This is a genomic window from Pedobacter sp. PF22-3, assembly GCF_026239555.1.
Taxonomy (GTDB): domain Bacteria; phylum Bacteroidota; class Bacteroidia; order Sphingobacteriales; family Sphingobacteriaceae; genus Pedobacter.
Window position 1 is genome coordinate 193,249 of sequence record NZ_JAPIVP010000002.1, and the last position, 25,215, is coordinate 218,463.

Genomic DNA, 25,215 nt, shown 5'->3' on the forward strand with positions numbered 1-25,215 from the left:
ATTGTAAGGGTTCAGTACCGATCTTTCATCGGTACCGGAGCAAAGCGAAGCCCTGAAAAGCCCGACCTTTGCGCAGCTTAGGTAACGCCAAAATTAATTGGCAATTGGCAATTGGCAGTTTTCAGGTCTATAAAAATTAAGTTTCTCACTATCTTTAAGGCTTTCCCACATAAAATAGAATCTATCTCAATTTTTCTACATATCTGCTCAAATTTAAATTAGACTGAAAGCCAAACATTTCTTTAATATATTTGAGCTACTGACCAAGATATCTTGAAAAAACTCATCATCCTTTTATATCTGTTATTTTCGGCCAACCTGCTTTGGGCGCAGCCTTACTATTTCAGGCATTACCAGGTAGAGAACGGACTTTCTAATAATACGGCCTTTTGCAGTGTACAGGATGGAAACGGTTTTATGTGGTTTGGCACAAAAGATGGCTTAAACCGGTTTGACGGTTATACTTTTAAAACCTACCGCTACGATACTGAAAAAGCTGGCAGTTTGGGCAATGATCTGATTTCTGCACTTCACCATGATCACGAACAAACACTTTGGGTTGGTACAAACAACGGCGTGTATCAATACAATCCAACAAAAGAAAGTTTCGCCATTATTAAAGAGACTAAAGGGATGCGGATTACAGACCTGGCCAGCGATTTGCAAGGGAATTTATGGATCCTCTCTGCATTCAAAATATACTTATATCAGAAGCGTAGCAAGAAAATACAGGCATTTGTCCATAACGCACCATTCGATGCCTCCCTGGTAACGATTTTAAAAGATGGTAGCGTATGGATCAGTACCGGAAAGGGAACGTTAGAAAAGTATAATCCCAAAACGAATAATTTTCAGCAGTTTAATATTAATGGAAAAAATGCCAAAACCGAATATGGCTGGGTATCCAGAATTGCAGAAACTGAAGATGGAAATTTATTGGTCGGCACGACAAATCAAGGCGTTAAACTTTTCAACCCTGTTACCTTAACCTCAAAAAATATACTGAGGTTAAATGATGACCAAACGCCAATATTTGTTCGGGATATCAAAAAAACAGGGCCACACGAGTTTTGGATTGCCACAGAATCGGGCATTTACATTTATAATGACGAAAGTGGCGCTATTATCCACCTCAAAAAGCAATACAACAACGATTATTCTTTAAGCGATAATGCGGTTTACACCATTTGTGTAGACCGTGAGGGTGGAGTTTGGGCCGGCACCTACTTTGGTGGGGTAAATTATTACTCAACCCACACTTCATTGTTTACCAAATACTTTCCACAAAATGGTTCAAATTCAATCAGCGGAAGCGATGTACGGGAAATTACGAAAGACCGGGCTGGTAATTTATGGATCGGTACGGAAGATGCCGGCCTGAACAAACTCGACGTAAAAACAGGCGCATTTAAACACTTTTTACCAGATGGAAAACCCGGGAGCATTGCCTATTCCAATATTCACGGCTTACTGGTTGATGGCGATAAACTCTGGATTGGCACTTTTGAACATGGCCTGGATGTTTTAAACCTGAAAACAGAAAAGGTAATTAAACATTACCAGGCAGGTGTTGGAAATGCGTTACGCACCAATTTTATTGTTACTTTTTGTAAAACGCGGTCGGGTGAAATTTTAGTTGGAACCATTAATGGGATTTATCTTTATAATCGCAAAAGAGATGATTTCGACCCTATTGCAGGCCTCCCTTTTATTTTTTACGATTCGTTGATGGAAGATAGCAAGGGCAATATCTGGGCAGGCAGCTTTAACGATGGCGTATTCCAATTTAACTTATCCAAACCAGGTTATGTAAACTACCGGAATATCCCAAAGGATGCAAAGAGTTTAAGCCATAACTCCGTAAATAGCATTTTTGAAGATAGTAAACAGCACATTTGGGTAACTACCGATGGCGGAGGGCTTTGCAGGTTTGATCAAAAGACACATCAATTTAAGCACTATGGAATAAAAGATGGTTTTCCTAGCAATTACCTGTTCCGCATTGAAGAAGATGCCTTGAATAAATTTTGGATTAGCAGTACCAGAGGGCTTATCCATTTTGATCCGGCTACGGGTATAAGTAAAACTTATTCTAAAGCCAACGGGTTACTTACCGACCAGTTCAACTACAGTTCTGCCTATCAGGATGAAAATGGCCAAACCTATTTTGGAAGCGTAAAAGGCCTGGTAAGCTTTAACCCAGCTAATTTAAAGGCAACAAAATATACGCCACCAGTGTATTTAACCGGGTTTCAGGTCAACGGTTCCGAAATAGGTCTAAACGGAAAGGATTCAGTTACCAACATATCGATCGTTTATGCCGATACCATCGAACTTAACTATAACCAATCATCATTTAGTATCGACTTTGCGGCCTTAAGCTACCTATCGCCCGAAATGACCGAGTATGCTTATAAAATGACTGGACTTTATAAAGATTGGGAGTATTTAAAAACCAACCGGAAGGTTTATTTTACCAAACTTGCCCCGGGCAATTACATTTTTGAAGTGAAAGCTTTGGTTGAAGGAAGCAACATATGGACCACCAAAAATGTTAAACTGCTGATCAAAATTCGTCCACCTTTTTATCTCAGCCCCCTGGCTTATCTGTTTTACCTGATCGCGACTGGCGGAATTATTTTCTTCCTGGTACGAAGGTACCACCGAAAAATTGCGCTAAAGAACAGCAGGCGGATGGAAGTTTTTGAGCATGAGAAACAGAAGGAAGTGTATCAGGCGAAGATCGAATTTTTCACCAATGTTGCCCACGAAATCAGAACACCGCTCACCTTAATTATAGGACCGATGGAGAAACTGATAAAACAGGCGGATGCCGTTCCTGCAATAGAAAAAAATTTACGGATTATGGGGCGAAACACTGATCGTTTGCTTAAATTAACCAACCAATTATTGGATTTCAGAAAAACCGAAACCAGCGAATTTTCGCTAAACTTTGTAAAAGCTGATATTTCTGAAATCTTAAAAGATATATTTATACAGTTCCAGCCAGCTGCAGAACAGCAAAATATCAATTACAATCTTCATTTACCCGAACAAAAACTCTATGCCTATATTGATGTAGAAGCTTTTTATAAAATAATCAGCAATTTGGTAGACAATGCAATTAAATATGGAAAGGCTAGCCTACAGATTCACTTATCATTGCAGGAAGGTGATCGGTTTGTAGTGAAGGTTAAAAATGATGGAAATAGAATCCCTAAAGAAATCAAGGATAAGATATTTGAGCCTTTTTTTAGGGCGAAGGAAACAGAGATAAAAGCGGGAACAGGAATAGGTTTATCGATTTCGAAATCGCTTGCACAGCTGCATCGCGGGGAGCTTTATTTAAGTTTCGATGATGGTGATTTTAATATCTTTGTATTAGAACTGCCTGTGCACCAACTTATAGAATTTAACCTGAACGGAAAATGGAAGAAATTGTAGGCAAGTTTACCCCAGAAGATATAGAAAAAGCTGTTGTATTGCTGGTTGATGACAATGAAGATATTCTTGATTTCATTTCGGATGATCTGGAAGAAAAATATCATGTGTTGCAGGCCAGGAATGGTATAGAAGCCTTTGCCATATTAAAATGCGAAGCCGTTCAGCTCATTATTAGTGACGTGATGATGCCCGAAATGGACGGTTTTGAGTTTTGTGCAAAAGTAAAATCAACCCTGGAGTTTAGCCATATCCCGGTGATACTGCTTACTGCAAAAAATTCATTACAATCTAAAATTGAAGGTTTAGAACTTGGCGCCGATGCCTATGTAGAAAAACCTTTTTCACCCGAGTTTTTACAGGTTCAGATTTCCAGTCTGCTTAAAAACAGGAATAAGATCAAAGAATATTTCTCCAGTTCACCGCTCCTGCACCTAAAAAGCATGGCCTATTCTAAAGCAGATGAGTTGTTTTTGGAAAAATTACAGGATACCATTAACCAAAACATCAGCAATCAGGATCTTGATGTAGAACACCTGGCCGAAAAGATGAACATGAGCCGGCCAACCCTATACCGAAAAATCAAATCCATTTCTAATCTGAGTCCGAATGAACTGATTAATTTAGCAAGGTTAAAAAAAGCGGCTGAATTTTTAAATGAAGGATTATTAAAAATTTATGAAATCTCAGAAATGGTCGGTTATAGCTCGCAATCACACTTCGGACGAAACTTTGCCAAGCAGTTTGGCATGTCACCTACTGAATATGTGAACAGTAAAATAGCAGAGAATAGAAAGGCATAAATTCCGTCCTTTCGACTGAAGCAAAGCGAAACGGAAAAGTCTGCCTTGAAACAGGTCTTTACTCAATATTATATCAGCATCATGAGAAGGATTACTTTGTTAAATGCCCCCTGAAATGGGCAAAAGTCTCCTCAATTTCAAATAATTAGCTATACCTTGTTATTATTCTTTATTATATGTAAATTGTTATAACTAAATATAGAGGTTATGAACATGCTTAAGAAAATCGAAAACTGGGGCGATCACCACCACCCAAAATGGCTGGATTTTTTCAGAATCTTATTGGGGCTCGTTTTAATGTGGAAAGGCATTGATTTTTATATCAATATGCAAGCCTTTAGTAATTTAATGCGAGGTGCTTTCCTGGGTACAGCAATTAGCATTAGTTTGCTGGCACATTTTATTATCGTTTTACATATTATTGGTGGTTTGGCTATTGCGTTAGGGACATATACACGCACATTTTGCCTGATTAATTTACCGATTCTGATCGGTGCCGTATTCCTTATCAATATTTCGGGAGGTATTTTTAAACCCTACGCAGAATTTTGGTTTTCGATTTCGGTACTGGCCGGACTAATCTGTTTTGCGATTGAAGGCAATGGATATTTATCGGTTGAACGGCAGAAAATCCATCCTAACGAAGCGATTTAGGTTGAATTACACCAACCTATTTTGACTGTTAACAGCATAAACTGGTCGTATATTGATGCTTTTTCATTTTTTTATTCATCCTAACTAAATGATTAGCAAGACTTAAAATATTAATTAAAATATTTGATCGGAAAAGGTTTGCAGATTAGCTCCAAATTCCTACTTTTGCAGCGGAGAGCTGGCAGAGTGGTCGAATGCGGCAGTCTTGAAAACTGTTGACTGTAACAGGTCCGGGGGTTCGAATCCCTCGCTCTCCGCATAAGGAGAATGATTTCTCAAACTCATAGGGTTGCTCGATATCGAGCAACCCTATTTGCTTTAATAACAGCGGATTACAACACAACCCAGCATTAATTGAAGGTGTTCTAAACACCCCTTTAAAATAAGTCAAACCATCTTTGAACACCTCCCTAACGATAGCATGTTTTTGACCCAATGGCGCATCATTGTAAACCTGATGCAGGTTAATCATATACGGCAACACCAATAAATCCTGTTGAATATTGTCATCAAAATTGTTAAGATTTTCCAGTTCCTGCTGTAATTCTGCCCTTTCTGCGTTGAATTTAATCATACTTCTTTTGTAGGTATGATCGGTAATCACATCTGTAAACAGCTTGTTTTCGACACTCTCAATTTTGGCATCGACCGCATGGAGTTGCATTTGAATCTCCTTATGTCGCTGATCGCTTGATTTAAGGCTCGTTTTGACCTTTTCTGACACCAATTTGCACTACTTCATCAACAAATTCCTTAGTGAAGCTTAAATAGCTTAAAAGTTCATCAAATTTATCGTGCAGTTCTATGCCGGATATATTAACATTAGAATGGTCAAGACAGCGGTAATAGAGGTACTTTTTCATTTTTCCGGTACTCCAACCAGCTGTTAAATCCCTACCACAGCACGGCGATTTAATTACTCCCTTCAGCGGGTATTCTTCTTTTGGCTTGGCCACCATTTTACGCTTACTCCGTTTTAGCTTTTCCTGCGCCCTGTAGTAAAGATGTTCTGGAATAATGACTTCGTGAATACCTTTGACCAGCTTTTCAGCCTGTTTTCCATGTGCACATACTCTTACCAGTCCGCAATACAAAGGATTGTTCAAGATGCGAAAAACAGCACTGCTTGCTGAATGAGGGAAACCTAGTTTCCTAACTTCCTGATATATGACGTAGTGCGGTAGGTCGTTTAAATAGTCACGGTAAATCTTTTCGACAATAAATCTGTCCGGCTCATTTACCTGAATAACCATCTTTCCTGTGCTATCTTTTGCATTAATGTAGGCAAAAGGCGCTTTGTTGATATACCTGCCCGATTCCTGGGCGTGTCTTGCGCTTACTTTAGCACGTTTCCTGATGGTCATTAATTCCTGATTAGCGATCAGGTATTTAAAGGCCCTGAGCAAAAATACCGAATGGTCACTGGTGGCAATATCCAATGGTTCACTGGTGGCAATCACTTTCAGATCGTGCTTTTTCTCTAAAAATTCGATCTTTTTTAATGCCTCTGGCAGGTTACGGCTGAAACGATTATGGTCAAATACAATTAAATATTTTACTTTGCCCCTGTGTTTTTTAATAAAATCTTCCAATGCCCTGTAATCGGGTCTATCAAAAGTGTAACTACTCTCCCCGTCGTCGATAAACAGTGAACCGAGAACCAGCTCGTTGCGGTCGCAATAGTCCCGAATACTTTTCTCCTGGTAATCCAGTGAATGGGTGGACTGGTCTTTTTTACTGATCCTGATATATCCAATAGCGTTCATTTTCTATACTTGTTTAATAAGTTTTCAAATACAATACCTGCTATTAAAATTTACGAAAATTTTATCGCTGTTTACAGATTTTTCTTCCTTTTTAGGCCCAGAAAGTGGTTTTTTACGATGTGGCTTTGGTCGCCTTCTGCTTGTTATTTGTTTCATGAAGCAAGATGAAAAACTCCAATAACACATTATCTCTAGTGGTGAAGTTTCTAAACAATGATCAATCCCGGTTTTGTTCAGCTCTTCTCTAGTCGGGTAGTTTGACTTCTATTCCATGCGCCTTAGAAAACGTCTCTTTTCTTACTATTTTTTTAATTTTATTGATCTACGCAAGTATGCTGCGCAGTAACTATGTTTCTTTGTCATTAGTTATCACTGCCAGTTATCTGGCAAATACAAAATTTAGAAATAAATCAGCATCAACATGGAAAACCAACCTTTGAACAGTTATGTTTCAGAAAAAGATCTAGTTAAAATATTCGAGTCTTTAGATGCTATGAATAAGAAGCTGAATCAAACAGCGATTGATATTTTCACAAATGAGACTAACCGTAAATTGCTTTCCAAACCAAGTCATTTTACCTTCTCCATTGTACATAGAGCTATTGAGTTAAACAAAGGTTTCAAGACTCTCGCCGAAGCGAACAATTGGATAACTGCCATCAATCTGATCAGGCTGCAGGCAGATAATTGCATGAGATTATTTGCGTTATCGCTGGTGCAAGATAGGTTAGACTTTTATAATCGAATCCAAAACGAGGAACATATCCGAAACATTAAGGATGCTGAAGGTAACGAAATGACAGATCAATATTTGTCTACAAAATTGAATGAGCTATATCCGGGGTTTAGAATATTGTATGAAAATACGAGCGGTCTGATCCATTTCTCCAATGAGCACATGAAAATAAATACAGACAGGATCGATGATGGCGATGAATTCATGATGTATATAAGATTGGCAGAAACCACCGAGTTTCCTATCGGCAAGAAGGTAGATTACGCTTTCAACATGTTTATTGTGAGTAAGGAATTACACAGCCTTTTAAATGGTTATAAACTAAGCATGATAGATTTTATGAAACGATTTGATAACGAATAATATATTTAAAAATGAACTATCTAAAAAAACATATTGAATCCCTGTTTATCGAATGCACAAGCCTGGATGCAAACTTGCTGGTTCTGGACAGCTTTGTGTCTTCAAGAGGTCAACAATTGCAGGAGAATTTTTCTTTCCCAAATTATGAACTGATTGGGATGATCACCACTTACCGGGATCTATCACAATTAGAAGGTGGGGATAATCTTTACGACACGAAAGTTGGATATTCACTAACTACCGATAATCTCCCTACTGAGGTAACCAGGTTGTTAAGTTATATCGCTTGCCTTACTACCACTCAAGTGTTTGAAGTTTTTGAATCTTTCCTAAAAAATATACTATCAGAGCTTGTCACTCAAAATCCAAACCTCAGTCAGATTCTGAAACTGCCAAATACATATAATACTTTTCAGGATGTAAGAAAGGAGATCTCCTACATTCAAGGCGCAGGTAATAAAGGATTTATTAAAGCATTAAGAAAAATTTCTCCGTTCTTCAAACAACATGAATCAAAGAATATCTGGAACAAAAATATGAGTCATTGGTTTGACCTGATCGCTTGGATAAGGAATCTGGTCGTACATTCAAGGCTAGTAATCAACCCCCAATTTGAGGAATACATCAACGAAGCTCATCGAAAAGCATTATTTGATCAACATTTTACGATTTCAAAAAGCGATTTGACTAAAAAGATTGAGCTCACACCTTACCAAGCCCATGCAATTACCCAATATCTTTTTGAGTATGCACACTTGATTTACAAAAGTCTATCAACTGACTTCGGCATTGAGCTTGATTTTGATTTCAAGAAAGTAACGATTTGAAATATGCTTAGCTAGTTGTTTATTGCATTGTCTTCGTACTCCTGGCACGTTTCGCACAGGCCATTAGTATTAACTTCATCCACCTCATCACCACAATGGCTGCAATTTTGGCTCATTAATATTTCGTATTCTAATTTTTCGAGGAATCCTTTCTTATCCCTCTTTTCATGCAGAATAAATTTGTAATGACAACCGGGACAGCTTGCCTTTGTATTGGCTGATCCAACAGCAACTAAATCCTGGCAATTTGGACATATTAAATACGATGCACTACACATATTGCATTCTCCTGTAACCACTTCGATGTACGGCTCTACAAGAGGTATTTTTATTTCTTCAAAAAGGCCAAGTTGATTTTTATCTCTGCTTCCGTCCTTTATTAGATGTGGATCAAATAGCGAAATCGGGTTAAAAAAGTCAATACGGGAAAATTCATGGTCACAGATTTCGCAGTTTAACCAGTCTTCTGCATTTTCGATAGCGGCTTCTTCCTCAAGAGTCAATAGCTCTTGTTCTACATCTTTTAAAAGTTTATGTAAAACATAATAAAATTTGGATTTGCTTTGCGCCATCAATGGAATCAAATCGGGGTGTAAGGCTTCCCGGTCTTTTGGATCAGAAAAGTCACCGGAATTGCTGGAAACAAAATATGACAAAGGAAAATTCTCAACTTCAAAAACTTCGCTATCACCCCATTTGCTAAAATCGACCTTTATAATCCCAACAGTTTTCATGTAGTCAACAAACCCAAGCATGAGCAACGCATCGGCCATGCTGTTCTTTTTCTCACCGATAAATGGCGCCTTTTTTTCTTCGGCCATTTTTGCGGCCTCTATCCGGTGCTGGTCAGTTACAGGTATAACAACAGTGGAGTTCTTGATAAAATGCTCAACCTTTGCAATATGTACTCTCTGCTGCTCTATTCTTTGTGTTGCCTGAGATGTAATCTTTTCTTCTATTTCATTAAGTTTTGTTAAATCGTCTCCGTCGAAAAGCTCTTTAATAGGTTTAAGATTGCTAACGTGATGAGCCGCTTTTTTCTGAATATCATCTATTTTGGCCTCAGTCTGGTTCTTATTTCGTTCAAATTCCTTTAATACAATTTCATTGACCAAAAAAACATAGGTTCCATCATTTGATTTTTCTTCGATTGTTTCGAAAATTTTTAAATGTAGATCTCCGTGCTTTTTTGAATAAATATCGAAGCCATTGGCTAAATAAATCCAATTGTTAGTATCTAAGAAAACGTAAACAGGCATTATGCAAATAATTATCTTTCAAAGATATGGGATGTTCGATATAAAACCTATTTCTCCCTACTAGAGTACCGCTCACTTCAAGGCTTCACATTTTTGACCCAACAAAAATTAAAGCCATGAAACAGCAACAATTAGAAGCACTGGAAGAGCGCAGTGCCAATACCCGTAAAATCAAAACACCCAATGTTAAGGGTGGCAAATACAAAGGCAACCCTTACATGAAATTCAAAAAGGTCAAGACCGAGCCACGACAGAAAATCCGGCAACTCCTGCGGGCATCCATACCTCTGGAAGATCTGAACGCCATCACAAAGACCCAACGGATTTCACCATCACATTAAACATTCATTAATCATTTAACCGAATTTCGACACCACTTTTGGAGGTAGCTTTCTGGCCCGCATGTGCGTGCAGCAAGATGGATTTTTGTAGACAAAAACATCTTGCCGCCCTTGAGGTCGGGGCATACACTCGAAACTCGTGATGCCTTACCAGGTGATAAAAAGCGCCGGAATGCCAAGACCAAAAATAGCGGAAGAACAGCAGCTCAAACACCTGCTAAGAATGCGGGTAAACCAGACTGGATATCAGCGTTTGACCACGATGCAGAAACAAAGTGACTGCCGGAGCATCTGCGAGATCGCTAGGAAAATCCTGTCTGGTGAGCGGATCAACCTTTTCCAGAAAGACGCTTCAATGAACGGCCCGATGGAAGAACTGGCGCTGATCCGTAAAGAGATAAAAGCCATCGGCATCAACATCAACCAGCAGACCCAATATTTCCATACCAGTCAGACTCCGGCAGAACGGGCATTTTACGTGAATAAGACTGCTGAATTATACAAAAGCATCGATCAGAAGACAGATCGCCTGCTCGGTATAGTAACCCCACTCGCAGAATTATGGTTGCAAAAATAGAAAGCGGCAAAAGCATCAGGGGCATCCTGCATTACAACGAGGACAAAGTAGCCAGTCTGGATGCCAGGTTAATCATGGCCAGTGGTTTTGCAGCAGACATAAAAAAAATGAACTTCTCCCAAAAGCTTAACCGCTTTAAACACCTTACTGGCCTGAATGCTGCCGTAAAGACCAATGCCCTACATATCTCCCTGAATTTTGACGCCTCGGACAAACTGGACAACCAGAAATTACAGCAGATCGCTTTGGAATATATGAAGCGTATCGGGTTTGGTGACCAGCCCTTTTTGGTCTACAGGCACGCGGATAGTGCTCATCCTCATATTCATATCGTCACAACCAATATCCAGAAAGATGGTGAACGCATTGACATTCATGGTATCGGCTACCGTTTTATCCGAGCCAGCACGTAAAGAAATGGAAATCAAATATGGCTGGTAAAAGCTGAAGGGCGGGAAATGAAACAAACCCAAAGATTAAGACCTGCTATTTATGGAGATAAACCGACCAAGCAGCAGATCAGTAATGTTGTTACCGGAGTTATGCGCCAGTACCATTATACTTCCTTTGAGCAATATAAAGCAATACTGGAACAGTTCAATATCAAAGCAGACCGTGGCGCAGAAGATACCCGCATGTTTGAGAACAAAGGTTTGTTGTATTCCATACTGGATTGTAAGGGCGAGCAGATCGGTATCCCCGTAAAAGCCAGCCAGATCTATTGTAAACCAACACTGGATAACCTGGAAAAGCGTTTTGAGGCTGGAAAGAAAAAGCGGGAACCACATAAGGCGGAGTTGAAAGAGCTGATAGATCACCTTTTTTCAAGTTTGGGCATTTAAGCCAGGTACGCTTTCAGGAGGAACTATTAAAAAACCGTGTTGATGTGGTATTTAGATCAAACGAAAAAGGACAGCTCTATGGTGTTAATTATATCGACCATGAGCATAATACTGTATTCAACGGCAGTGATCTGGGTAAGGTTTATAGCGCAAAGGCATTAGTCCAGCGATTTGATAAAGCACAGGATAACCATTCCCCATCCCAAGATAAAACAGAGCAAAGACCGATGGAACAGGTAGAATCCCTGCAAATCCATCCACTCACTTATTTAAAACTCCCTGAACAGACAAATTTCCTGTAAACCATACTGGCCCAGGCGCATGAAGAAAGCGGCATTAAAATCCCTAAACGCCGTAAAAAATGCAAAAAAGGCAGGATCATCGAACAGGACCAACAATTAACCCTATAAAATATTATACCAATGAATACTGGAGAAGATACACAAGGACTCAGAAAGATCATGGACTTAACCCGCCTAATCAGCATCACCATTTTAGTACTGCATATTTATTTAGCCTGTTACAGGGCTTTTGAGTATTGGGGCTTTACCGCAAGCCTAACCGACCGCCTGATGGGCAATATTGCAAAGACTGGCTTGTTTAGTGGCCTGCTCAAACCCAAACTGGCCGCACTGGTGTGCCTGATTATTTCGCTAATTGGGTTGAAAGGCAAAAAGGACCAGAAGATCCAAAAGAAGAGCATAATCGCTTGCCTGTTATGTGGCTTACTGTGCAATTCCGTGATACCGTTGCCACCATGAAAGATGGTAAAGTGGACTACGTGAAAAAGGAGTTTAGTCAAACCTATTACAGCCCGGTCATGCAAAATTCACATTATGTTGACCGAGGTAAGGGATTCAGCCTGGAGCAGGCGGCCAATATGTTGCAAGGCCGTGCTGTGTTCCGTGATGATCTGGTGAGTAGAGCGGGCGTACAATATAAAGCCTGGAACAGTTACCAGTTCAATGAACCCAAGGACAAGTACAGCAACTACACCCTGAAGCAGTTTGGTGAAGGTTATGGCTTTGACCTGAAAAAAGAACTGGCTAATTACGACATCAAGGAAATGCAGCAACCCGACTTGGCCAAACAAATTGTTGAACGTATGGAAAACGGACATACCCCTGTTGTAACGCTTGTTGGAAAGGACGGACAGGAAAAGCCGTTGCGCATTGAGGCAGTTCCCCATTATGGCAATATCAATTTATCTGAACCTGATGGGAAGCCAGTTAAACGCGAGGAATACCAGAAAGAGCAGAACCTTGGTCAGGATGTGGGTAAGGATAAATCAAAAGCGAAACAGCAAAGCCAGGAAATCAGCATGTAAGTGCTTATGTATATCTTATTAAAACAAAACAATTCATTTATTCATTTTTTAAACCCCAATTTATTATATCAACATTTCAAAAATTAAAAGATTTAGTAGCATCAGCAGAGGCTGACGCAATAGCATTCCACGAAAAATCTAATAAGGCTGCGGGCACGAGATTGCGCAAAGCTTATCAGGAGATCAAAGTTCTGGCGCAGGCTGGACGTACTGAGGTAACTGAGCTGAAAAACAAAGAGAGTTAATAACAGTACAAAGACTGTTTTGGGAATTATGACCCTGTTCCAGATTGGAGTAGGACTTTTTTAATCTCTAGTGGATAAGCCCTTTTATAGTAGCATCATTGGCCGCCTGTAAATTTAATCTGGTTGAATATCTTAATAGCATCAAACCCATGATCCAGCAAAATTTTGACCATTCCTGGACTTTGTTTTAATTCATATCTCATAGCGATATCATCAATGGCCATGAAGTATAATACCGCATTCTTTTTGGCAAAATCTGCGTCAGTGTGCCCCATATCTACAAAAAGATTCTTAGCGTCAATTGAACCTTGGGAAATTTCTCCAGGCTTTGTGAAACTAAACTGATAGAGTTGAACATCGCTATCAGCAATTAAAGACTGATGGTCAAAATGGGAAAAGGTATTGCGATATAAATTTTTAAATTCAAGTAATGCAGTTTTCTCATTTTCTGTTATAATTTCTTTTTCGCAGGCACTATTAATGTTCTCAAATAACACCTTCTTCCCAAATTTTTGAATAGCGGCTGCTCTTTGTTCATTGAACAATTGGAAGTCAGTCATCATAACGGTTACTTCAGAATTTATCAGTGCAACTTTTAAAAACTTTTCCATGTAATGATTGGTGAGCGTTAAGGCAGCCTGGAACATGCCGTAAACTAAGCAGTTGCGTATTTCATGCCTGATGATGCCAAAAGCCCCGCTAGGCATTCCGTTTTCGAACCTTTCAAATAAAAAATCATACTTCTCCCTGTTTTCAACTGTATTGAAAAGTTGTATAAAGCGGTCAAAACGCTCCTGTGTATTTTCCATATTACAAGATTAATCATTTTATAAACTTAAAGTACCTTAAATGATTGATGTCATTATCTAACTATTTTATAATGTATCTTTAATCAATTGTTTACCATAAATCAGATGACATTAGTTGTAATTAAAAGAGAAGGCAAAAGAGTTTCATTTTCTTCAGACTCCCGGATTATTTTCGGTGATGCCGGACATATGGATAAAGGAATTAAATTATTTGCTGTGCCTTTCAGGATTAAAGAACCTGCCAGTAAACGAGAGGACTTGGATAAATGGGCCTATCAAAGTCAGTTTGGTATAGCAGTAGTCGGAAGTTCTATAAACGCCTACTCTGTCAAAGATGCGATCAGCGAGGTACTGAACAATATTACAGCAGTTACCAACCTGTCTGATGTGTCAATACCAACAATTGGTTCCCTGATATTGAAAGTATACAAAGCGGTATCTGAAGATCTTGCACCAATTTTACATAAAGGCGGACTCTGTGAAATTATATTTGGTGGTTACTGCCTCGCCACACGAAAGATCAGGGTTTTAAGATTCTTTCCAACCATAAACGAGGAAAATATAACCTACGATTTCCAAGAGATTTTACCCGATGACGGGGTCATGTTCTTTGGTTCCGGAAGTAAATATGGTGTTGAAATCAATGAAGCAGAAAAAGATTTAACCCCACTACAGATCATTAAAAAAGTTATTGTATCTGAAAAAGATAAGGCTGTTGGCGGTGCACTTCAACACGGCGCTTTCAATGAGGATATGTTCAAAATAAGCGGAGTAGTTGAGCGTCAATTTAATAAAGAAGGTGAACTGATAAAGCAGACGAAATACAGAAGGGGGTTTATTGTAGAAAACGAAAAGGAAGATGCAATGAAACCGCCATATTTATTTATTGCCTATGGCTATCAACCTATGGATTTTACTTTAGACTAGAGCATGTAACTTTATTAAACAAAACGCTGCAAATAAATATTGCTATGGAAGGAAAAACGCATCACATTTCAGATAAGAGAAAAGTTAAGTTAGTGATTTACGAAATTCAAGACGTAAATGAAGATGTTTCAATGCAAGAAATTGTGCAATTTAAAATTGGGAAAGCAAAAATAAAATTTGACACACCTAATTCTACTGCACTATATCTGAACGCTTCTGAGCGTGAACTAAAATCAGCAAAATTACTCCATAAGTCATTGCTAGAGCCTAAACTCCAGACAAGGGAATCCTATGACTTTTCAGATGAGGATTCTTCCAAACTGTATGATTATTTTGAGCATATTAAAATGAGTATAATTATGGCTTATACCGCTGTAGAGTGCCTCTGCAATGCGTTAATCCCTCGTAACTACTCTTATACAGAACAAGGTAAGGATGGTGTCAGGCTATGGGACTATAAAGAAATCCAGCGATGGAAATCTACCACCCAAAAGTTACGACAAATATTGCCAAAAGCGCTCAATATGAAAGACCCTGGCCAGTTCAAATCCTATTCAACATTTTGCAAACTGGAAACGGTAAGAAATGAGGTAATTCATACCCGGAGCATAATACCCAAAGATATCAAAATTGACTACAGGCTTGATTACCAATTGCTTCAGCCTAAAATATTTAATGTAATTTCCTCAGCGAAATCACTCATAAAGGAGCTTCACGGCGCTTTGCCATATACCAGGGAAATGCCGATGCTTTATGAAACTGAGGATATAGATAAAATAAAGGTCAAATCATGGGATGATTTAGGATTGATTCAAACTGGCGATGGGAATAGTGGCTCACAACCAACATAGTTGTCTCTTAATTAATTAGCCAAAATCATCCCATCCAATGGCACTTCTTAAATTTTCTACCGTTTCCGCATTGGCAAGGTTCGTTTCGAGATGGAATACGGCAAGCCGCACGTGCAGAGGTGACAAGCTAAAAAACAAAGAAACTAAATAGTTTAAAAAGCCGTTGAGAATTATGAACCTGCCCAGGCTTCGGGGCAGGTTTTTGTATTTTTAACTCGATCAATAATTATCATCAGCAAAGTCGTCATAGACTTCATTACAGATTTCGTGTAGATAATTGGTGGCAATTGAACGGCTTAGATTATTTTTGGCATTTGGGTTTAGGTATACAGAACAATCCACATTTGTACTATCTGGATCATTACTCAATATAGTCTTGTCATTCAAAAAGATGATCCCTGATAGGTAATTAGAAACACCATATATTGTTTCAGTTCCAGAGAACTTGGGATTATAATTTGCAAATGGAGTAATATCGTTTTTATATTGACAAAATACCCGCCTGGCATATGATCTTTGAAAAATCTCCAGTTCTCGATTTTGATTCAATATTTGATTGTACCACGGAAAACTCACCAGAATGATCAAAGTTGGTTGATCTTTTAAAAATTTGTTAGCGTAGATAAAGATATTTGTGTGGTGATTTCCGGCATGCCGATACGGGCCATAAGTTCTTAAAGCAGAAGACACACCGCGTTTCCAAGAAAACACGAAGGACAATTCTGGTATTTCTTTGGATCGAAAGCTATAAATATCTGGTTTCGCAACTACAGCATCACTCAATTCCTTCAATAGCTTATTTCTTTTTTGCTGCAAAATAGAATAAGATATTCCCATATCATATTCAGCCATGATATTTACAAGTGTTGGAAATTCCTCTTCCAGATCTTTATATATGCCCTCAAGAATTTCATTAACGTTATCTTTCAATACTTTTATGTCAAAATAGATACCTACTGATTCAATATAACCATCAAGATTAGTTTCTTGCTTACCTAGTTCTTTGGCAAAACTACTTTCTTTTGGTAAAGTGACATCAGCCTGAATAGGTGAAAACAGGTAATTTTTACCAGTAAGTATTTCTTTGTTCAAGTGATCAAAAGCGGATAGCTCCGCAAATGCACCCTGCCAGTTTTTTTCACTGGCAATTTCGTTCACCTGAACTAAAATAGGTTCTAACAAGCCAGCATCAGCGGAATAAATCTGATGTATACGCTTTAATCGTGCGGTAAAATTCTGTTTAAACTCATTAAAGTCATTAGGATTATTTAGTGCCCCAATAACATTATTTCCTTCAGTTAAATCGGTGCTAAAGGTTGCTGTGCCTGGCCCAAAAATACTGTTTATAAGAGTTGCATAATTCTCTAAGTGCGTCATGGTAATTAATATTGTATTTAGGTTTAAATGTGTAAATTGATTATCTTTTTTATGAGATCGAATATATGGCAGATATGACTTTTACCTATTGTCATTATTTTTTAGAGAGATTAATAACAATGTGATGCATATTGACTTCAACACCATTTCGCTCGTGAACAACCGTAAATTTCTTCAATTCTGAAAATTGAACTGAACTATCTTCTGTCAGTTTCACAAGTGGGTATTTAAAGTCATGGGATTTCACATAATCGCGATAGGTTTTATAAAATGAACCAAAATTTGCCACGTTCGCGTAGACTATTATATAATTGTCAGGTACCCCGTTAGCATCATAGGTGAAAATTTTATTTATATGGGTTGCGATGTAGCCTTTATCTACATAGGTTAAATTGAGTGCTTCGATGAGCGAAATCGGGAGGTGATTGATGTCCTGAATAAAAATATCGACTTCACCAGCAGACTTACCAGTTTCCGTTGTACTTTTTCGGGTTTGGTCTTTTACCAGAAAACCTGCACTTTCCATCATATTGGCAATAAAAGTATTTCTGTCATCCTCTGAGAAGTTGCCATAGTAGATGCGGTTGGTCTGGATGTTAAGGCAACTTTTTATAATGGCATCATCTACCTGTGTCGCCGAAGGTCTGGAAAGTTCCCAGTAAATTTTGAACATTTGCATCTGCTCGTTTTCGCCGGAATATTTTGCCTCAAGAGCTTCTATTGTGGCATCTGAAGCTGATGAAAACAATTGTTTAAGCTGGCTTTTTAGAGATTCAGAAGAGGCTTTTTTTTTTGGATCAGTTTCCAAAAATACTAAAAGGTTTCTTAGAAAAGCTGCTTCCTGACCATCTTGGGGCAGCTCGTTTAACCTGACAGCGATCCGTGACTGGTCTGCTGAAAAATTTAATGCAAAAAAAGGCTCAAAGAATGTAGTGTTCAACTTCTCAAGAAAACTTGAAGACAACTGGCTTAAAGACAACCTGTCTTTAATTTCCTGATCTTTGATAAGAGAGTATTGATGAAACAAGGAGGATAGTTCTGCCCTAAAATCTAACCACGACAGTGGGTTTTGTTCTGATATTTTTGTCAGCCCTGCCAATATTCTGTAAAAACCAGTGTAAAATGACCCTTCCTTAAAATTGAACGAAAACCCATTCATTTTGAATAGCAGCTCGGCAATCTCCTTCAGGCCTGTCTTTAAAGAATGGGTTACATTATTTAAAATATTGACGGTCAAATCTATCACCCTGCTAAGTATGTGCGCGTCCGTTCTATTTTCAATCATCTGACTGGCAGATAAAAATTCAGACCTGCTCTTTTCAAGAGCAGCGACAGAAGTAGGCTTGTCCTGAGACAGCAGTCCCTGCTGCATGTTGATAAGACCAAGATGAAACAGGGCTTCAGCAGTTAGTTCAGCTTCTTGCGAAAGAAGATATTGGTTGAATATTTTCTCTATATCGCCTTTCTCATGTTCGAAAAGATAGTATAATGATTTTATTCTGGTGATGTTTAATGACACGTCCTCATGATCCCAATTGTCAATTAAGACTGCTAAGGCCTGCCGTGGTTTTATTTTATTTAAAAAAACCAGATCCATTAACCTTTCGATAGCTAATTTTTGAATGTAAGTATTCTCATTGGAGTCTGAGACAATACCACTTAACAGAGTGTTCAATTCCTTCTCAGTAGCTTTTTCTGCTTCTTCAAAAAAGTCAACCTGAAGGAATGTTATCCTTTCGTGAACGTCCATCGCAATAAAATGATCATTTATTCCTGCCATTAGAAAACATATGTATCAGCCGCAAAGACGTTTTGATGCGTCACCGTATTTTCCAAACTACGTTCGGCGGTCCCGATCAATATTTGCAGCTTATCTCCAAAACGTGTTTCCAGTTCCTTAATCAGTTTTGTTAATCCGTCTAAATAATTTTTATCAGCTTCTTCTTTCCCTGGGCTATCGATTATTAAGAACCTGGAATGACGGCCATAATTATGCTCAATATCCAATTGTATCAAACTTAGGTAAAACGCAAGTTTAGCACGCAATTGCTCACCCTCGGCAATTTGGGAGAATGTAAGGTAATCCCCGTCCTGTTTATATTTAATATCAAATCGATCACTAATAGTAATTTCCGAAATTCTTAGACCCAAGGCCTTAACTTCTTCGGTCATCAGATCAGACAATTTTTTGAGTATGGACTGGCCTTCAGCAAACCGAATTTTGTTCATCTCCTCTATAGCCCTGGCCAAAAGCTGGATTTTCTGTTCAATTTTTTGATCTCCGGCTTTTTTGGGCTGTTCATCAAGCTGCTTGATTCTGAAATTTAATACCGCTTTTTTTTCAATCAATTCATTTTTTTCTGAATCACGGGGTCTAACTTTTTGGCGTTCTTCACTGATTGATTTTTGGAGTTCCAAAAGCTTGGCATTTAGTGCTCCAGTATCTTTAATTGTACTTTGCTGCTGTTCAAGCTTGATGTTTGCACTATACAGGTCATTCGCGTTTTTTCTGATCTCTTCCAGTTCGTTAGTTAATGTCTGTATGCTCAACTTCAATCCTTCCTGTAGCTGAATAAGTTCTTCGGACTTGGCTGATAAGCTATCTGTATTTACCTCCGAAATGTCTTTAGACACATCGTCGCTACATAAAGCACAGGTGTGGGCATTGACAGCTTTTTGCTTTTTTTTACTGGTCACTGGATGGCTGCAGCTAGGACATTCTTTAAGGTCCAGGTTAGAAAAGAATACTCCGATCTCCAAATATTCTTTGATGTCAATCTGCTGCTTTTCTGCTTTGTGCAGCTCTTTTTGAAGCTTATTCAATTGTTCATCAACAAACTGTTTTCGCCCCGCCGTTTTGTTTTTTAGGTTTCTATTCTCCTGGATCTCATTGGTGATCTTGAAAGATTTAGCATTCTCTGCATCTAATTCCTTGAGCAGATCATCATATTGCTTTACCATCGCGGCAATATCAACAGATGGTGTTTCTGCCTTGGTTAATTCATTTAACTGCTCGGTCAATTTGTTAAGCGATTCTTGTAATTCCGCTTTTTTTTCCACGTTTTCGGTTATTTCCCTAGAATCATAAGATTGCTGCTTACCTTTTTGGTGCATCATTTTGTCTTTTTCTATGGTCAGTTTATTGATGGGTGAGGTAAGGTGAAGACCCAAAAGCATTTGGAATACCTTTGGTCCCTGCGCACCATACATCAGTTCGGTGGTATCCTTTGACTCTAAAAATATAGACTTGAAATAAGTGAGCCAGCTCGCACCGGCCTCTAATAAATCGTCCCTGTCCTTAATAGGTGACTTCTGCGTCCAACGCAGAGAATAATAATCAAATTGATGGAAAAAGAAGTCTTGCAATTGGGACTGGAAATCATCTTTGGAAGTAGAAATAAACAGCTGCTCTTCCAAATGTTCGCCGTCTGTTGGATAGGATTTAATCTCCTTATTATATAGGGCAGCATTTATCTGCTTTTTTGAATTGTTAATATAGACAGTATACTTCTTATCGTTGATACTGAAGATAACCAGTATGTGATGAATCCATTTTGAAATGTTGGTTTTCAGGCTATTATCACCAGTTAATGCAAACTTAATAATTTTGAATATACTTGATTTGCCTTTTAGATTGTCTGCAACCCAAATGTTAACACCCGAGTACATTTCCTGACTGTAGTCAATTATGTCATTAGAAAATACCTGCGGCTCTTCAGTGATCTTTTTGCCTGTAAATGAAATGTAATTTACCTCCAGGCGTTTGCCTGTAGATAACGGTGTATCTTTATTTATTTCTTCTTCCAGGCTTAATAACTCCCTGATTTCAGCCTGGTTGAAGGCTTCATCAAATTCTTTTTGAAGTCCAGCAATAAAATTGTTGTAGTCAAATTTCATAATCGTTCATTGAACATTTTGTAAAAATCATTTTTAACCGTTTCGGAGATCTCTCCAATAAAATTCTTGAATGAGGTATTCCGGTACTCATCGATCTGATATTGCAAAACCTTGAGCTGAGAACCCGAAAGATCGCCAAAATACTTTTTAATAAGTTCACACCTTTTTGCATACCATTCTAGAGCAGGGAGATTATTAATGCCAGCGTTCGCCTTTGTTATTGCATATTTGGTGACAAAGTATTGTTTTTCAATAGTTTTTAGATCGGTGCTCTTTTTACTTGTGAAACCGATAAAGCCAATGCTTTTAAGAAAGCCTATAACATCATCAATGTCTTCATACGCTCCAAAAAAGAACCGTTCCATTTCCAGCCTTCTTAATTGCGGTTCCGCAGTATCATATATGGATTTTACAATCTGTTTGATTTCCTGCTTTTTGGTTGGGTCATTTGCGGCAATAAGTAACAGTTCGTAAGCGAGGTAGTCTGGGTTACGGATGAGAAAATCTATCTTCTGGATACGTACCTCACTCTTAAAAATCTTTTTATATTCAGGATGCTCAGTTGATGTATACTCATCACTGAAGTAGAAAAGGATCAAAAAAATCCTTAACCTGTCTTTATACATTCGAACCTGTTCGTCGAGTTCCATTGGCAATATTAGTTACAAAATTATATCCAGCAACTCATCCAAGGATTACTAGATTTTTTTTTACGTATTGATACTGCCGGTGAAGATTTTCTGAAGAGCGAAAATTAGACTCCTAACAGTTTATAGTTGGTGTTATGCAATCTTAACGAAAATTTGGGTATTCTGTACAACTACGTTGAATATTTTTTTGGTCTTGTGTAAACAGTATTTAACTCTGTAATCTAAAAATATTCATAAAATAAATAAACCCCAATATTTTTTTCAAGGAAATTAAGAGCAAGTGTTTCTGGTAACAACGTCCATTTGAACTGCTTACCCTTGCTTAACATTTGCTCAAGGTTTGATCCGATTGATTAGGGCTGATTTTGGCTGTTTGCGCAATCGATGAACTGGAAGATGAAACCGCATTTCAAGGATGTGAACTGGAAATCACCGATAACAAGGGTAATGTATTCAGCACCAAAAGCCCGTCAGTGATTAAAGGCACAGTAATTTTTATCAGTGGCCGATTTGCCGAATGTTTGGCGGAAGTGGAAGCAGGTATTGTATTACCTGCTTAAACCTATAAGCCTCCCGAGCGGTTCGGGAGGCTATTTATTATTCATTTAAACTTAAGATCATTCTAGACGCATTCAAAGAATATTTAGACAAAATGTATTGGGAAGGTTACGCAGATGAACTGGAAGACGATAACCCCAGCGCCTTTTACAGCCAGTTCAGGGAATTTAAAACTAACCACAGTTTACCGCTATGAAATATGAAACCGTATTTATAATGATACGTGTACAAGTGTATGCAGATCATGCCAGCGTATCCGATACCGTCAGGAAGCTGAAAAACGAATCTATCTTGTCTATGACAGACACGGCCAATATCAATGTATTGGAAACCGAAATACTGGTTTCAAGAATACATAACACTAGGGTGTACAAAACCCAAAGCCACCAAAAGAAACCATGAAATGGTTTAGCGAGTGCAGGACACTGGACGAGGTTAAAGCCCTGTACAAGAAACTGGCTAAACAGTACCATCCTGATCTAGGCGGCGATACCGAAACAATGCAGGCCATTAACAAAGAATATGCGTTTGCATCGGCTAAGACCATTAAAGGCGAAAACCTGAGCGAGGAAGAGACAGAAAACGAAATCCGTTTTTCCGAAGAATACAGGCAGGCTATTGAAAAGATCATTCATTTGGAGGGCATTGTCATTGAACTGGTCGGCTACTGGATTTGGGCAACGGGCAACACCATTGCTGTAAAATCCGAGCTCAAAAATGCAGGGTATTTTTTCGCATCTAAAAAATTGGCTTGGTACTTCCGCACCGCAGAATATAAATGCACTAAGGGTAGTAAAAAGAGCCTTGAGGAGATACGGGAGAAATACGGTAGCGAGGTGATCAAAGGCAATAAACAATCAAAGAAAAATTATTTAAAACACTAAATAACGGGGAATCAATTCCCCTTTTAATCCTAAAAACATGAAACCATTAGAGACACTCCATAATTCAGAAAAAGCCCGCCTTATAGCTGATTTGCTCCCCAATGAGATTAATTTATTCTTAGATCACCTGAAGGCATTTTGCATAGAGTTCAGGGAGCGTAAAGAAGAATTTGCCAGTAACTGGACTACCGCAATGGTGCCGTTTGATTACTGGCAACACCTTTCTGCTGAAACTGAAGCCCTGTTGAACAGGCACATGAACAGCATGAAAAGAAGCAGTAAAGTGTATGCCGATCAGCTGTATTTCAGCCAGACCTCATTATTTGTCAATGACCGGATCATTAAATACGCAGAGAAGAAAAGCCAGGATGAGAAGTTTAAAACAGCTATAAAGCTATTTTATAACTGCTGACAGATAAAATAGGGTTTATTTTTAGCCCGTTAGCCGCCGCAAAAATCGCGCGTGGCCCTGGCGGGCATTAGGTATTTGATAAAGATTTTTACACATCTTGAAAATTATCCAACAGACCAATCTTATTCAAGAGATAGCTCAATTTTGCATCTCCACCATTGCGGGATGTGAGGTGATCCATGATATTAATAAATTTTTTATGGCCTTCGGTCTTATCTGTATATGGTTTGATGAGTAATATGGTATTCCTGTCATCGTCCTGCTTATAAATTTTAGCACCATAATTGATTTCCTTATAGTAGTTGTTATATAGTTTTATCAACGTGGCTTCGGTAATTATATAGGCGGTTTGCTCATCTTCGTAAACCTCTGGTGGTAGTATTTTTGACAGTTCATCCAGGATTGTTTGCGGAGGTACTAACCTTGCTACAAGTTGATTATACAGTCCTGCATGAAAATCCTTGAGGTAGATCAATAGTATAAAGACACTGGGGAATAAATAGTTCTTGTAAGGAAATGTTCTCAATGTCACACGTGCATGTGAGAACAATTTCTCTTGCTGGCGTAAAGTCAGACCGTTGAACGTGAATAATAGGTTTGTAAATTTCACAAATTCTTCCTTATCATAAGAAAGGTCACGATGGTTTCTCTCAGCATGACGGAAATATTCATCAAAACCAAAATATTGATAAAGATACTCTACAAAAGCATTTGCCGGAGGTGCTGGCAAAACAAATTCTAAGTCAATGAACCTTCTTAAATACTCCCTGCTATCAATTTGCTCACTTCCATAGAATCCACGTATCGCATTTCCGAGTTGTGTTTTGTCAATTGAAAGGACGAAGACGATTCCAGGAACACTAAAGAAATGTTTTACCTGTTCCAGAACCTCAACAGCGTAGCTGGGACGGCACCGATCAAGCTCATCAATGAAGAGTACCAAAGGTTTTCCATCGGTATTTTCCTTGATGTATTTTTCAAGGTCTTTCCGGAAATCAACCAGTCCTTTTTTCTTTTTTGCGTACTCTACAATCTCGTCTTTCAACAGATCGGTGGCACCCTTACCAGCGTCAGTTAATAAAGCCCTAAGTACTTCCGTATCGATATATTTTGCGGCGAGCGCTTTCAATAACCCTGGTATAATGCTATGACTGATAACAGCTGCTTTTTCTATTAAAGAATTAAATGTGTCATCCTTTTTTTTATCGGTCAATGTTCCCAGTTCCGACATCAGTGCGACCATAGGGTCTGCATCGAAATCATTTTCCCAGGCGTTGAAATAAAGTGTAGTATATTTTGCATTAGCAAGCTGTGCCCGCCACATTTTGACAAAGGTAGTTTTACCTGTACCCCAGGGATTATTCAACGAGAGAACAAAGCCATCTGCGTAGGAACTGATCATGCTCGTTAGCACCTCTGCATAAGTTTTCCGGCTTAGTTTACAGTTTTTAAATGGCTCGTCAGCTGGAATTTCAATGTCTTTGTGTTTTAAGATCATAGCGATAATTTGGTTTTTAACAAATATGGAGAAAACGTTCTGTATTCGAAAACCCGAGCATACGAGATAGTTTTATGGATTTGAGAATACGTTAGCCGTATCTTTGGTTAAAAACAGAAATAAAATGACAATTAGCACGGAAGAAACTGATGTGCATAAGTTGAATTGCCC

At 38.5% G+C, this 25,215-nt stretch carries 27 protein-coding genes and 1 tRNA gene; 19 read left to right on the forward strand and 9 right to left on the reverse strand.

Features of this window, described 5'->3' with window-relative positions:
• Nucleotides 1–273: 273 nt before the first annotated feature.
• The 4 genes from OQX63_RS03975 to OQX63_RS03990 all read left to right on the forward strand — a co-directional run bounded on the left by OQX63_RS03975 (nucleotide 274) and on the right by OQX63_RS03990 (nucleotide 5,155).
• Complete coding sequence (locus OQX63_RS03975) at nucleotides 274–3,444, forward strand: ligand-binding sensor domain-containing protein (RefSeq protein ID WP_265849589.1); 3,171 nt, start codon at nucleotides 274–276, stop codon at nucleotides 3,442–3,444.
• On the forward strand, nucleotides 3,429–4,244 hold the full coding sequence (locus tag OQX63_RS03980; RefSeq protein ID WP_265849590.1) for a response regulator: 816 nt from the start codon (nucleotides 3,429–3,431) through the stop codon (nucleotides 4,242–4,244). Before OQX63_RS03975 ends, OQX63_RS03980 begins: the two co-directional genes overlap by 16 nt.
• A 213-nt stretch (nucleotides 4,245–4,457) precedes the next feature.
• Nucleotides 4,458–4,898 (forward strand): DoxX family protein, encoded by a 441-nt coding sequence (locus tag OQX63_RS03985; protein ID WP_265849591.1) that lies wholly within the window; start codon nucleotides 4,458–4,460, stop codon nucleotides 4,896–4,898.
• A 172-nt stretch (nucleotides 4,899–5,070) separates the two neighbouring features.
• Nucleotides 5,071–5,155: transfer RNA gene (locus OQX63_RS03990), tRNA-Ser, on the forward strand.
• A 438-nt stretch (nucleotides 5,156–5,593) separates the two neighbouring features.
• Here the strand turns inward: OQX63_RS03990 and OQX63_RS03995 are convergent.
• The gene (locus OQX63_RS03995; RefSeq protein WP_265849592.1) at nucleotides 5,594–6,664 is read right to left on the reverse strand and encodes a recombinase family protein; all 1,071 of its coding nucleotides are present in this window, start codon (nucleotides 6,662–6,664) and stop codon (nucleotides 5,594–5,596) included.
• A 421-nt stretch (nucleotides 6,665–7,085) separates the two neighbouring features.
• Here OQX63_RS03995 and OQX63_RS04000 point away from each other — a divergent pair, with 421 nt between their 5' ends.
• Nucleotides 7,086–7,763 (forward strand): hypothetical protein, encoded by a 678-nt coding sequence (locus OQX63_RS04000; RefSeq protein ID WP_265849593.1) that lies wholly within the window; start codon nucleotides 7,086–7,088, stop codon nucleotides 7,761–7,763.
• Between the two features lie 11 nt (nucleotides 7,764–7,774).
• The gene (locus tag OQX63_RS04005) at nucleotides 7,775–8,590 is read left to right on the forward strand and encodes a hypothetical protein (RefSeq protein ID WP_265849594.1); all 816 of its coding nucleotides are present in this window, start codon (nucleotides 7,775–7,777) and stop codon (nucleotides 8,588–8,590) included.
• A gap of 11 nt (nucleotides 8,591–8,601) precedes the next feature.
• Here the strand turns inward: OQX63_RS04005 and OQX63_RS04010 are convergent, their stop codons facing one another.
• Nucleotides 8,602–9,849 (reverse strand): PIN domain-containing protein, encoded by a 1,248-nt coding sequence (locus tag OQX63_RS04010; protein WP_265849595.1) that lies wholly within the window; start codon nucleotides 9,847–9,849, stop codon nucleotides 8,602–8,604.
• 116 nt (nucleotides 9,850–9,965) lie between these two features.
• On the opposite strand from OQX63_RS04010, the gene OQX63_RS04015 reads away from it, so the two are divergent.
• The 8 genes from OQX63_RS04015 (at nucleotide 9,966) to OQX63_RS23360 (ending at nucleotide 13,181) form a co-directional block, all read left to right on the forward strand.
• The gene (locus OQX63_RS04015; RefSeq protein ID WP_265849596.1) at nucleotides 9,966–10,190 is read left to right on the forward strand and encodes a hypothetical protein; all 225 of its coding nucleotides are present in this window, start codon (nucleotides 9,966–9,968) and stop codon (nucleotides 10,188–10,190) included.
• Nucleotides 10,191–10,362: 172 nt separating this feature from the next.
• On the forward strand, nucleotides 10,363–10,767 hold the full coding sequence (locus OQX63_RS04020) for a mobilization protein (protein ID WP_265849597.1): 405 nt from the start codon (nucleotides 10,363–10,365) through the stop codon (nucleotides 10,765–10,767).
• Nucleotides 10,752–11,180, forward strand: a complete 429-nt coding sequence (locus OQX63_RS04025) for a relaxase/mobilization nuclease domain-containing protein (protein WP_265849598.1) — start codon at nucleotides 10,752–10,754, stop codon at nucleotides 11,178–11,180. The genes OQX63_RS04020 and OQX63_RS04025 overlap by 16 nt, the downstream gene beginning before the upstream one ends.
• A 45-nt stretch (nucleotides 11,181–11,225) precedes the next feature.
• Nucleotides 11,226–11,609 carry a hypothetical protein gene (locus OQX63_RS04030; protein WP_265849599.1) on the forward strand — a complete coding sequence of 128 codons (384 nt, stop codon included), beginning with the start codon at nucleotides 11,226–11,228 and terminating at the stop codon, nucleotides 11,607–11,609.
• A 44-nt stretch (nucleotides 11,610–11,653) separates the two neighbouring features.
• Entirely contained in the window at nucleotides 11,654–11,911 is a 258-nt protein-coding gene (locus OQX63_RS04035; RefSeq protein WP_265849600.1) for a hypothetical protein, read from the forward strand.
• Nucleotides 11,912–12,031: 120 nt separating this feature from the next.
• Nucleotides 12,032–12,370, forward strand: a complete 339-nt coding sequence (locus OQX63_RS04040) for a YWFCY domain-containing protein (RefSeq protein ID WP_265849601.1) — start codon at nucleotides 12,032–12,034, stop codon at nucleotides 12,368–12,370.
• Nucleotides 12,328–12,936 carry a hypothetical protein gene (locus OQX63_RS04045; protein WP_265849602.1) on the forward strand — a complete coding sequence of 203 codons (609 nt, stop codon included), beginning with the start codon at nucleotides 12,328–12,330 and terminating at the stop codon, nucleotides 12,934–12,936. Before OQX63_RS04040 ends, OQX63_RS04045 begins: the two co-directional genes overlap by 43 nt.
• Nucleotides 12,937–13,001: 65 nt before the next feature.
• Complete coding sequence (locus OQX63_RS23360) at nucleotides 13,002–13,181, forward strand: histone H1 (RefSeq protein ID WP_265849805.1); 180 nt, start codon at nucleotides 13,002–13,004, stop codon at nucleotides 13,179–13,181.
• Nucleotides 13,182–13,276: 95 nt separating this feature from the next.
• Here the strand turns inward: OQX63_RS23360 and OQX63_RS04055 are convergent, their stop codons facing one another.
• Complete coding sequence (locus OQX63_RS04055; protein WP_265849603.1) at nucleotides 13,277–13,990, reverse strand: hypothetical protein; 714 nt, start codon at nucleotides 13,988–13,990, stop codon at nucleotides 13,277–13,279.
• Nucleotides 13,991–14,095: 105 nt separating this feature from the next.
• Here OQX63_RS04055 and OQX63_RS04060 point away from each other — a divergent pair, with 105 nt between their 5' ends.
• Together OQX63_RS04060 and OQX63_RS04065 are read left to right on the forward strand one after the other, a co-directional pair.
• Nucleotides 14,096–14,917, forward strand: a complete 822-nt coding sequence (locus OQX63_RS04060; protein WP_265849604.1) for a hypothetical protein — start codon at nucleotides 14,096–14,098, stop codon at nucleotides 14,915–14,917.
• A 44-nt stretch (nucleotides 14,918–14,961) separates the two neighbouring features.
• Nucleotides 14,962–15,768: a hypothetical protein gene (locus OQX63_RS04065; protein ID WP_265849605.1), complete on the forward strand. Its 807-nt coding sequence runs from the start codon at nucleotides 14,962–14,964 to the stop codon at nucleotides 15,766–15,768.
• Nucleotides 15,769–15,793: 25 nt separating this feature from the next.
• Here the strand turns inward: OQX63_RS04065 and OQX63_RS23450 are convergent, their stop codons facing one another.
• From OQX63_RS23450 to OQX63_RS04085, 5 genes are all read right to left on the reverse strand, one after another.
• The gene (locus OQX63_RS23450; protein WP_416276525.1) at nucleotides 15,794–15,865 is read right to left on the reverse strand and encodes an SEC-C metal-binding domain-containing protein; all 72 of its coding nucleotides are present in this window, start codon (nucleotides 15,863–15,865) and stop codon (nucleotides 15,794–15,796) included.
• A gap of 122 nt (nucleotides 15,866–15,987) precedes the next feature.
• Nucleotides 15,988–17,145, reverse strand: a complete 1,158-nt coding sequence (locus tag OQX63_RS04070) for a hypothetical protein (RefSeq protein ID WP_265849606.1) — start codon at nucleotides 17,143–17,145, stop codon at nucleotides 15,988–15,990.
• A gap of 94 nt (nucleotides 17,146–17,239) precedes the next feature.
• Entirely contained in the window at nucleotides 17,240–18,925 is a 1,686-nt protein-coding gene (locus OQX63_RS04075) for a hypothetical protein (protein ID WP_265849607.1), read from the reverse strand.
• Entirely contained in the window at nucleotides 18,925–20,562 is a 1,638-nt protein-coding gene (locus tag OQX63_RS04080) for a hypothetical protein (RefSeq protein ID WP_265849608.1), read from the reverse strand. Before OQX63_RS04080 ends, OQX63_RS04075 begins: the two co-directional genes overlap by 1 nt.
• A gap of 476 nt (nucleotides 20,563–21,038) precedes the next feature.
• Complete coding sequence (locus OQX63_RS04085) at nucleotides 21,039–21,692, reverse strand: hypothetical protein (protein ID WP_265849609.1); 654 nt, start codon at nucleotides 21,690–21,692, stop codon at nucleotides 21,039–21,041.
• A 365-nt stretch (nucleotides 21,693–22,057) separates the two neighbouring features.
• Here OQX63_RS04085 and OQX63_RS04090 point away from each other — a divergent pair, with 365 nt between their 5' ends.
• The 3 genes from OQX63_RS04090 to OQX63_RS04100 all read left to right on the forward strand — a co-directional run bounded on the left by OQX63_RS04090 (nucleotide 22,058) and on the right by OQX63_RS04100 (nucleotide 23,546).
• Complete coding sequence (locus OQX63_RS04090) at nucleotides 22,058–22,252, forward strand: hypothetical protein (protein WP_265849610.1); 195 nt, start codon at nucleotides 22,058–22,060, stop codon at nucleotides 22,250–22,252.
• Nucleotides 22,253–22,648: 396 nt separating this feature from the next.
• Complete coding sequence (locus tag OQX63_RS04095; protein ID WP_265849611.1) at nucleotides 22,649–23,134, forward strand: J domain-containing protein; 486 nt, start codon at nucleotides 22,649–22,651, stop codon at nucleotides 23,132–23,134.
• A 37-nt stretch (nucleotides 23,135–23,171) separates the two neighbouring features.
• The gene (locus OQX63_RS04100; protein ID WP_265849612.1) at nucleotides 23,172–23,546 is read left to right on the forward strand and encodes a hypothetical protein; all 375 of its coding nucleotides are present in this window, start codon (nucleotides 23,172–23,174) and stop codon (nucleotides 23,544–23,546) included.
• Between the two features lie 88 nt (nucleotides 23,547–23,634).
• Here OQX63_RS04100 and OQX63_RS04105 read toward each other — a convergent pair whose 3' ends face one another.
• The gene (locus OQX63_RS04105) at nucleotides 23,635–25,044 is read right to left on the reverse strand and encodes a KAP family P-loop NTPase fold protein (protein WP_265849613.1); all 1,410 of its coding nucleotides are present in this window, start codon (nucleotides 25,042–25,044) and stop codon (nucleotides 23,635–23,637) included.
• Nucleotides 25,045–25,215: the final 171 nt, after the last annotated feature.